The organism is Nostoc sp. ATCC 53789 (genome assembly GCF_009873495.1).
GTDB lineage: Bacteria > Cyanobacteriota > Cyanobacteriia > Cyanobacteriales > Nostocaceae > Nostoc > Nostoc muscorum_A.
The window spans coordinates 432,101-441,839 of sequence record NZ_CP046703.1 but is presented as its reverse complement, the minus strand read 5'-3'; the positions used below and the strand labels follow the sequence as shown (position 1 = coordinate 441,839).

The window sequence follows — 9,739 nt, the reverse complement described above, 5'->3', positions numbered from 1 at the left end:
CTTAGTCAACAAAATACAATACCAATTAAGACAGTTAAGCGGACAGTTAAGACAGTTAAGACAGTTAAGAGATATCCGCTCGGTAAATGGGGGTAAAAACAAAAAATAAAATGTAAATTGGTTTATACTGCGTTATAGAATATGAAACATTGCTGAAAACTTATTAACTGCTGTCAACTCTCGACACCAAGGAGCTTGCAGCAGATTAATAAATGGGTTAGTTAGTAGAAAAGTTGGGCTAAATAATACCTTCACAAGCATGTTTACCGATTTGTGATAAAAAGCCTATTTTTCTCCAAAAAACCCAATAATTACACTAGGACAATTTGCTACTTTATTTATGGCTATAATGCTTATTTAGTAAGGAATTGAGCCTTAACACAACTTCCATGTAACTATTTTAATTATTAGCTAAAGTCTTAGTTTAGTCTCAGAATATGCCAACCCAAGTTGTTCAAGCTCAACCTTCAACAAATGCTTTTTTAGGTTTTATTCAATTTTGGAAAGACGTAAAAGCAGTCGCACAACCTTACTGGTATCCAAACGAGCCAGGAGATAGAGCATTCTCAGAAGTGATTCGCTCATGGGGAATGCTTATTCTCCTAATATTATTAATAATTGTCCTTGTTGGTGCAAATGTTTTTAATAGCTTTATTAATCGCTATTTGGCAGATATCATCATTCAAGAGAAGGAAATCTCTAAATTTTATGATGCTTTACTGCTTTATGGTTCAGCTCTAGCATTGGGAACTCTCTTAGCCGGGTTCTCCAGACTAGTGAGAAAAAAAATTGCTTTAGATTGGTATCAATGGCTGAATAATCAGATTTTATCAAAATATTTAAACAGTCGAGCTTATTATAAAATTAACTTTACATCTAGTATTGATAATCCAGATCAACGCTTATCTCAAGAAATCGAACCCATTGCAAGTAATGCTTTAAGTTTTTCAGCTACTCTCCTAGAAAAAATCCTGGAGATGACAGCTTTTTTATTAGTTCTTTGGTCAATCTCTCAGTCTGTTGCACTGATTTTAGTTAGTTATACGGTTATAGGCAATTTTATTGCTGTCTACTTGACCCAAGAATTAAATAAAATTAATCGACAAGAACTCGAAGCGAAAGCTGAGTACACCTATTGCCTGACTCATTTCCGCACTCATGCTGAATCAGTAGCTTTCTTCCGAGGAGAGAACCAAGAATTAAATATTATTAACCGCCGATTTAGCAATTTGATAAAAAATGCTAAACGCAAAATTGATTGGGAGAAGAACAATGAGATTTTTAATAGAGGTTATCAATCTGTAATTCAAATATTTCCATATATAGTATTTGGGCCTTTACAGATTAGAGGTGAAATGGAGTTTGGAGAAATTATCCAAGCGTCTGTATGTTGCTATTTTTTCGCTAATGCTTTGGGTGAGTTAATCAATGAATTTGGGAATTCTGGAAGATTTTCTAGCTATGTTGAACGGTTATCCGAATTTTCAGATGCGTTAGAAGCTGTTACCAAAGAACCAGAGCATATAACTACCATTAAAACAATAGAAGAAAATCAGATCGCTTTTGAGAATGTCACCTTACAAACGCCCGATTATGAACAGGTAATTGTTGAAGATTTATCACTGTCTGTCAAAGCAGGAGAAGGTTTATTGATTGTTGGGCCGAGTGGTCGAGGTAAAAGTTCTCTATTGAGAGCGATCGCTGGTTTGTGGAATGCGGGGACTGGCCGTTTGGTACGACCTCCATTAGAAGAAGTTTTATTTTTACCCCAACGTCCTTACATAATTTTAGGAACCTTGCGCGAACAGTTGCTTTATCCTACTACAAATAGTCAGATGACTGACGCAGAACTTACAAAAGTTTTGCAACAAGTCAACCTACAAAACTTGCTAAGTCGAGTCGATAGCTTCGATACAGAAGTTCCTTGGGAGAACATACTATCGCTAGGAGAACAACAACGTCTGGCTTTCGCACGATTATTAGTTACCCATCCAAGGTTTACGATATTAGATGAAGCAACAAGTGCCTTGGATTTAAAAAATGAAGGAGGTTTATACCAACAGTTACAAGATACGAAAACAACGTTTATTAGTGTTGGGCATCGAGAAAGTCTATTTGATTATCATCAATGGGTTCTGGAACTTACAGAAGATTCCAGTTGGCAACTTATGAGAGTACAAGATTACCGGGAGCAGAAAGGTCAAAAAGTAAGTATTACTAAATCCACCGCAAATGTCCAAATAAAAATAGATGATTCATCTCAAGATAAGTCCCTAAATGATTCAGAGAGCAGCACAACTAAAAAGCTAAGTCATAAGGAAATGAATGAATTAACCTACTATTCTGTTTCCACTATTAGAAGTAAGGCAAGCAAAGGGGAGTTTATCACTACTAGGGATGGCATTACCTATGGATATGATAAAGATCCAAAAATATTGAAATGGGTGAGAGTTTAGCGGCTGAAGGTAATTTACTTTTTTCCTATAAAAGGTAAAAGTAGCGGTGTGATGTAGAAGATATTGTGAGATGGAAATATATCAATCAGAAAGAAATCATGGTGCTAATTACCAAAGTCGATGAATTATTCATCCGGTGGAATAAACCTAATTCCCCTGGCTGTGCTATTGCTGTTATTCAGAATGAGGAGATAATTTACCAACGCGGTTATGGTATGGCTAACTTGGAATACAACATTCCCATAACCTCTAATTCTGTATTTGATATCGCTTCCAACTCCAAGCAATTTACAGCAATGTGTATCGTCTTACTAGCCAGACAAAAATTGCTTAACTTAGATGATGAGTTACAAAAATATATTCCAGAAATTCCTCAATATAGTCATTCTATTACTATCCGCTATTTAATCGACCACACCAGTGGTTTACGTGACTATTTACATTTAATGTTATTTGCTGGAATGAGGTTTGAAAATAAGTATTCAAACGAAGAAATTATTGCCTTAATTGCTCGACAACAAAGCTTAAATTTCGAGCCTGGAACTGAGCAATTATACTGTAATTCTGGCTACATTTTACTAGCAGAAATTGTGAGACGCGTCTCTGGCAAATCTTTACGTGTATTTGCCCAAGAACATATTTTTGCCCCGCTAGGAATGAAAAATACCCATTTTCACGATAACTTTAGAGAAATCGTGAAAAATAGAGCCGATGGATACGCTCCAAAAGATGGAGAGGGTTTTCAGATCGATATGTCTTTTCACGATTTCTGTGGAGATGGACAGCTTTATACAACTATCGAAGATTTACTACTTTGGGATCGAAATTTCTATCACAATATCTTAGGTGGATACGGACAAGATTTAATTGAAGAGATAACTACTCCACGCCAACTCAATAATGGCGAAATTATATCAGGTGCATTTGGGTTGCAGATTGGCGATCGCGGCGGCTTAAAAACAATTAGTCATGGAGGCTCTTGGACGGGTTATCGGAGTGATTTTATTCGATTTCCCGAACGCCAGTTTTCTGTTATCTGTCTGGCTAATTTAAGTACACTTAAGCCGACTAAATTAGCTTTTCAAGTTGCTGATATATATTTAGAAAATGATTATATTGAAAATATTACTAAACCTATTTCGCGTTCTATTAGCTCTATTAATTTACCTGTAGTGGAGCTACAACTTAAAGCTGGATTTTATCATAACCCCACGACTGGAAGCATATTGGAGTTAGAGATAAAAAATGGAAAATTAATGGCTAAACTAGCGTGGATGTATTTTCAACTTATTCCAATTGACACAAATCATTTTCAATCTGTCGATAATGAAATTGACTATGATATTGAGTTTTCTGAAGATATTATTCACCTGATAGGAAAATTAGATATTGGTGATGGTATTAAAACCTACACTTTTGAAAAAATACTAGATTCTCCAAAAGATATATTAGCAGATTATCCTGGTACTTATTATTCTGCTGAATTAGAGCGCGACTTTAAAATAAATCTAGTAGGTAATAAATTATATTATAAGAGCAAAGGCTATGCACCATCTCATCTCATAGTTGCTGGACAAAATGTTTTTCTTAGATATCTTATATATGTAGATAAGTTTGAATTGGTGCGAGATCGAGAAGGTCGAGTTATCGGTTTATATCGTTGTTGTGACAGGGTACGAAGACTGTATTTTAGTAAACAGTAAATAATCAAGTTTGCACTCATCACAAGCAAATATAGCGTTGCTGAATATGAATTGAGTTTGACTAAAGCTGAAGTTGAAATTTAAATGTAAGGAATTGTATTATGGCTGCTACTTCTAACCAGATTAAATCCAAAGTTTGGGACAATAAGCAAGAGTATCCCTTAACTATAGAGTCTTTAAGAATGCTGTGGGAAAACCGAATTCCTTTAATTCGGCTAAAAGAATTTGCTACACCCCAAGAGTGTGAGATGTTAGTCAATCAAGCTGAATTATTCAACTTTGATTGCTATCAGAATGTGAATCCCAAGATTGAGAAAATTGGTATCACAGTGTTTGAATATAATCGCATTAGTAAAGCAGCTTATTTTCAAGCAGTTGAACGCACAACTAAATTAAGAGACTGCATTATGGCAGCCTCTTTTAATCCATTAGAACGCTTAATGGTGAAAATTCGAGAGTGTACAGGCGCGACTGTACGAATTGCTTCGGAACCACTCTATGGTAGTTATTATGCAGGACTGATCAGAAAAATAGAGCAGGGTACTCAACTTCATATTGATTATGCTCCGTTAGAACAATCAAAATGGGAAATTGGTACAGTTATTTATCAACTTTCTTGGAATTTGTACTTGAAATTTTCTCCAAACAATCATGGTCAAACACGCATCTATGATCGCCAGTGGAAATCAGGAGATGAGCAATATAAACTCGATTCCTACGGCTATGGTGATACAGTAATTGCAGATGCAGACGCGATCGCCTTCCAACCTTATGTAGGAGATGTGTTCATTTTCAATACACGCAACTTTCACACTGTTGAGCCGATGGATGGACAACGTGTGACTTTCACCTCTGCGATCGGATTACTTCCTAACGGTGAAATCATTTTGTGGTCTTGAATATGAGCAGCAAGAAGCAATTTGGTAAATATAGTGAGGAAATAATTCATGCCCTTAGCAGCTGTGATGACTGCACCTAATCAACCAGTTGAAGTCCAACAATTACCAGACCCGGTTCTGGAAAAGGGTGGAATTATTCTTGAAACCTTATATTCTGAGGTTTGTGGAACTGACGTACATTTATTACATGGGCGTTTAGAGGGAGTACCGTATCCCATCATCCCTGGACACTTCTCAGTTGGTCGTGTGGTGGAAACAGGTGGAGCAGTTAGTGATGTCAATGGTAAATTAATTCAGCCTGGAGCGATCGCTACTTTTTTAGATGTCCATGAAACCTGTTACAACTGCTGGTATTGTCTAGTAGCCAAAGCATCCACTCGCTGTCCAAAACGTAAAGTTTATGGTGTCACCTACTCAGCCAAAGATGGGTTGCTGGGTGGTTGGTCTGAACTGATTTACCTCAAACCAGGGGTTAAAGTTCTAACTCTACCCGAAGAAGTCTCACCAAAGCAATTCATTGCTGGAGGATGTGCTTTACCAACTGCATTACACGCTATCGACCGAGCGCAGATTCAAATTGGTGATGTTGTCGTGGTTCAGGGTTGTGGGCCTGTTGGTTTGAGTGTGGCAATTCTAGCTTTGCTCTCAGGTGCAGGCAAAGTAATTGTAATTGATAAATTTGAGAGCCGATTAGTAGTTGCAAAATCCTTCGGTGTAGATGAAACCCTTGCAATTAAGGCTGATGATCCACGACAACATATTGAGCGAGTTTTGGAATTGACAAACGGACACGGTGCTGATGTCACTATTGAAGCTACAGGCATTCCCATTGCTGTCAAAGAGGGCTTGAATATGACCAGAAATGGAGGCCGCTATGTTATTGTCGGGCATTACACAAATACGGGTGAAATACTCATCAATCCTCACCTGGAAATTAATCTAAAACATATTGATATTCGCGGGACTTGGGGAATTGATTTCAGCCATTTTTATAGAATGATTGAATTACTAAAACGTCATAGCGATTCCAGTAAAAATATTGCTTGGTCAAGCATAATTAGTCGTTCATATACACTACAACAAATTAATCAAGCGCTGGCAGATGTAGAGCAAGGCTCTGTATTAAAAGCTGTGATTCAACCTAATCTATCTTGATGCCAATATATCAAATAACTTAGATAATAGGGAGAAGAGATGCTCGAAGATTTACAAATTGCCTTTATCGGTGGTGGCACGATGGGCGAAATGATAATGGCTAGATTGTTATCAACTAAAATTGTTCCAAAACCCGATCTAATTATAGTCAGCGATCCAGTTTCTGCGCGATGCCTTCATTTAGAAAGTGAATATGGAGTAAGTACTACAACCTGCAATATAGAAGCGGTTGTTGGCGCGTCTATTGTGATATTGGCGGTGAAACCGCAGGTTTTAGCAGAGGTTCTGGCTATACTTAAGGGTAAAATTTCACCTGATGCTTTAGTAATTAGTATTGTGAGTGGAGCGAGTATTCCATATCTGTGCGAAGGGTTGAATCATCCTGCTGTTGTCCGTACAATGCCGAATATAGCAGTACAAGTTGGGCATGGGACTACGGTTTGGAGTGCATCATCAAGTGTGACAGAAATACAGCGATCGCATACTCAAGTCATTTTACAAGCATTAGGTAAGGAATTTCCTACCCAAAATGAACATTACCTTGATATGGCAACGGCGTTGAGTAGCGCAGGGACTGGATTTATATTTCTGTACATAGAGGCGATGATTGATGCTGGGGTTCAGATGGGTTTAACTCGGACACAAGCCCAAGAACTAACATTGCATACGATTGCTGGCAGTGTAGAACTGATGTTTCAGACTGATGAACATCCAGCAGTCTTACGAAACAAGGTAACGAGTCCTGGGGGAGTGACTGCTGTTGGCCTTTACGAGTTAGAAAAAGGTGGTATGCGAACTCTCATCTCTAATGCAGTGCTTGCTGCTTTGAGTCGCACTCAACAATTAGGTACTGGAGTTTAGACTAAAAGCGATATGACGAGAACGCAAATCAAATGGAATTAGAGATTAACAATATTATCCCTCTCCTAACAATACCTTAGCCAAAATAAGAGGATGAAGAGACAGGGCTGATGTAGTAGAGTTATCAGTAAACCAAAAAGTTTTTCTCCAAAGAGCGATCGCTAAAATACTTGCATTTTTTAATACATTTTGATACACAATTCTCTAACCAACAGACATAGTATAGATTATCATTACTTATGATTAGTTGGTAGAGAAATTATCATTACTAACCTGATGGAAGATAGATGCTTTCAACTACTTGATATTTACGCTGTAGGGCTTGAGATAAAAAGGCTAATATCTGTTTAAGTGTAAAAAGTGTGCGATAAATTAATCGACTACCTTTCCTTTTACGACTGATTCTGAGCCAAAGAAGATTTACCCAAATATTAACTAAAAGAAAAGATATACCCACGAATAGTAATCTCAAAAATGGATTTTTATTATTCGTTTTAATTCGACAAATATTTTTCAGACGGTAGCTAGTTTCAATTCCAAATCGTTTCCGATAATCTTGATAGATATAATCTAAATTTGTTGTGATTTTGTAAGTCACGTAAGCAAAGTATTGAACCCCATGTTTTTTACGCTTACCTTTTCCATTTTTGCAGACAATCCATAAGTCAAATGTGACTGAATCATCTTCATCTCTTGTAATTTTATAGGTAGTTTTATAACTTTTTTTACCCTTGAAAAATTGCTTAATTCCTCCTTTCTTTCCTGTCTTGACAGCAGGCATCATAAATGGAATATCTAATGCCTGCAACCATCTAATTACAGGAGTATTAAAAAATCCTCTATCCAAATAGAGTTTTTTTACATTTATTTTAAGGGATTCAAGTTCTGCCAATAAATAAGTAATGAGTGCTACACTGGTATCTAGTTTACGAACCCCTCTAACTGCAAGAGTTACACGCTTATTCTTGGTAATAACATATAAAGTTGCATAAGCGTAAAATGAATGAGTACCAGATTTAGCTTGACTTCGATATATGTAAGGTAATTCCTCTAATGTTGGCTTACCATAATAGCAAATTAGATTTAAATCAATCGCTATTTTTAAACAACCATTTTTTAATCCTAAAGGGATTCGGCTTTTCAGTGATTGATTTATTTGCGCCTCTAATTCTTCAAAATTATTGATTTTATTGAGATGATATCTAATATCATTGGCTGTAGGAACATTCTTTAATAGTTTAGCTGTGTTCTCAATCTATCTCCACTGCTAGCTGCTTTTATGAGAATCTCGAATAAAGTTTTTTGGTCACATCTTCCTTGAGTTTCAATCGAAAAATTTTCTACTAAACACTCAATAACTTCATTAAGGGTTTTTGAGTCTGTTAAAATCGGTTCTTCTGTAGACTCGCTCCTCTTGGCAATTCGATGAGATGAAACAGTCAATTTCCTCAGCCAATATACGACACATTACTTTGATCATTTCATATTTTGAACTACTGCAAAACATGATAATTATTTCTTATGTAATTAGTATTGGATAATACTTGAACCTATCCCACTAATAAAATTCTTTGAATCCAGATATGAATAGTAGCAAGGTCAATGAATGCATCAAAATATACTTTTTTACGTTCCCAACGAACAACTAGGCGACGATATTTACGTTGATACCAAGCAAAACAACGTTCTTGTTGATATCTGGGAACAGAGATTTTAATAGGTCTACCTCTATTTTTCTTGGTTTTCCAAACCCGTTTTGGTATTTGGGGTCGAATGCCTCGCTTACGTAGGGCAGCACGTTTTTCCTTTGAATCATAACCTTTATCAGTAGCCAGTACCTTAAGTTTTTTACGTGGTCTACCCCGTTTCAAAGTTCTCAGTTTTACTTTGTCAAGTAGAGGTAAGACTTGTTCTCTTTCGTTACCATTGGCGGGAGTGGTAGAGTTAGCTAGGGGCATTCCATTACCTTCAGTCAGTGTGTGAATAAGAACACCTTTACCCTTGCCACCATAAGCAATTTCCTCACCTCCTCCCAACAAGCGGGGAAAAAGAGCCATCAACAGCTCCAAAATCCCAGTTGATAAGACCTTTCTCATCAGCGTAGGCGTAGCCCGCCGCAGGCATCGCTAATATACGTGCTTGTAAATATGCAAATGTTCCATCTGAGCGCCATCGCTTTAACCATCGGTGAGACGAGCTTTTTGATGCCCACATATCACCACGTGGTAGGTCACACCATCGACACCCAGTAATCAGGATATACAACAAACTATTTAATACATGACGATATGGTGCATGAGGCATTCCTTTGCCACGTTTAGATGCCTCCTCAGAAAATATATCTTCAAACAACTTCCACTCTAGGTCACTCAGTCCTTCAAAACGTCCAGCCATACAGTGATACACCCTTCTCAAATGAGAAGTAGATTACCACATTTTTATATTAGTGGGATAGGTTCACAGCTATTGCCTTAGCTTCTGGCGCTCTACTGACTCTCAAGCCTGATGGTACTTTCGACTACAACCCCAACGCTAAATTTGAGTCTTTGGCGGAGGGAGTACGTTGTTGTTTTGGAGATTTTAGCAGTCCTTTCTCCACAAAACGAGAAAGCGATAAATCTAGTAATTGTCTTTCTTGTGACTCTTAACTGCGGAACTAGAACAG

9 protein-coding genes are annotated in these 9,739 nt (G+C 37.2%); 5 read left to right on the top strand and 4 right to left on the bottom strand.

Translation table 11 applies throughout. The features are described from left to right. Window positions 1-437 precede the first annotated feature (437 nt). The 5 genes from GJB62_RS01730 to proC all read left to right on the top strand — a co-directional run bounded on the left by GJB62_RS01730 (window position 438) and on the right by proC (window position 7,074). A complete protein-coding gene (locus GJB62_RS01730; RefSeq protein WP_114082682.1) occupies window positions 438-2,456 on the top strand; it encodes an ATP-binding cassette domain-containing protein in 2,019 nt (672 codons plus the stop codon). Between the two features lie 65 nt (window positions 2,457-2,521). Next, complete coding sequence (locus tag GJB62_RS01725; RefSeq protein WP_245246069.1) at window positions 2,522-4,159, top strand: serine hydrolase domain-containing protein; 1,638 nt, start codon at window positions 2,522-2,524, stop codon at window positions 4,157-4,159. A gap of 101 nt (window positions 4,160-4,260) precedes the next feature. Next, on the top strand, window positions 4,261-5,058 hold the full coding sequence (locus tag GJB62_RS01720; RefSeq protein ID WP_114082680.1) for a hypothetical protein: 798 nt from the start codon (window positions 4,261-4,263) through the stop codon (window positions 5,056-5,058). A 48-nt stretch (window positions 5,059-5,106) separates the two neighbouring features. Beyond that, window positions 5,107-6,213 (top strand): zinc-binding dehydrogenase, encoded by a 1,107-nt coding sequence (locus tag GJB62_RS01715; RefSeq protein ID WP_114082679.1) that lies wholly within the window; start codon window positions 5,107-5,109, stop codon window positions 6,211-6,213. Window positions 6,214-6,252: 39 nt separating this feature from the next. Beyond that, the gene (gene proC / locus GJB62_RS01710; RefSeq protein ID WP_114082678.1) at window positions 6,253-7,074 is read left to right on the top strand and encodes a pyrroline-5-carboxylate reductase; all 822 of its coding nucleotides are present in this window, start codon (window positions 6,253-6,255) and stop codon (window positions 7,072-7,074) included. A 268-nt stretch (window positions 7,075-7,342) separates the two neighbouring features. On the opposite strand, the gene GJB62_RS37305 is transcribed toward proC, so the two are convergent. The 4 genes from GJB62_RS37305 to GJB62_RS01690 all read right to left on the bottom strand — a co-directional run bounded on the left by GJB62_RS37305 (window position 7,343) and on the right by GJB62_RS01690 (window position 9,468). Next, window positions 7,343-8,047, bottom strand: coding sequence for a transposase (locus GJB62_RS37305; RefSeq protein WP_245246209.1), 705 nt, complete (start codon window positions 8,045-8,047; stop codon window positions 7,343-7,345). 257 nt (window positions 8,048-8,304) lie between these two features. Then, complete coding sequence (locus GJB62_RS37300; protein WP_114082676.1) at window positions 8,305-8,517, bottom strand: hypothetical protein; 213 nt, start codon at window positions 8,515-8,517, stop codon at window positions 8,305-8,307. Window positions 8,518-8,624: 107 nt separating this feature from the next. Further along, window positions 8,625-9,131, bottom strand: a complete 507-nt coding sequence (locus GJB62_RS01695) for a transposase (RefSeq protein ID WP_114082675.1) — start codon at window positions 9,129-9,131, stop codon at window positions 8,625-8,627. Continuing rightward, window positions 9,097-9,468 (bottom strand): transposase, encoded by a 372-nt coding sequence (locus tag GJB62_RS01690; RefSeq protein ID WP_114082674.1) that lies wholly within the window; start codon window positions 9,466-9,468, stop codon window positions 9,097-9,099. The genes GJB62_RS01695 and GJB62_RS01690 overlap by 35 nt, the downstream gene beginning before the upstream one ends. Window positions 9,469-9,739 lie beyond the last annotated feature (271 nt).

Excerpts from the sequence above, each read along its gene's own strand:
- GJB62_RS01730 (WP_114082682.1), top strand. The coding sequence starts at position 438 with ATGCCAACCCAAGTTGTTCAAGCTCAACCTTCAACAAATGCTTTTTTA.
- GJB62_RS01720 (WP_114082680.1), top strand. The coding sequence starts at position 4,261 with ATGGCTGCTACTTCTAACCAGATTAAATCCAAAGTTTGGGACAATAAG.
- GJB62_RS01715 (WP_114082679.1), top strand. The coding sequence starts at position 5,107 with ATGCCCTTAGCAGCTGTGATGACTGCACCTAATCAACCAGTTGAAGTC.
- proC (WP_114082678.1), top strand. The coding sequence starts at position 6,253 with ATGCTCGAAGATTTACAAATTGCCTTTATCGGTGGTGGCACGATGGGC.
- GJB62_RS01695 (WP_114082675.1), bottom strand. The coding sequence starts at position 9,131 with ATGGCTCTTTTTCCCCGCTTGTTGGGAGGAGGTGAGGAAATTGCTTAT.
- GJB62_RS01690 (WP_114082674.1), bottom strand. The coding sequence starts at position 9,468 with ATGGCTGGACGTTTTGAAGGACTGAGTGACCTAGAGTGGAAGTTGTTT.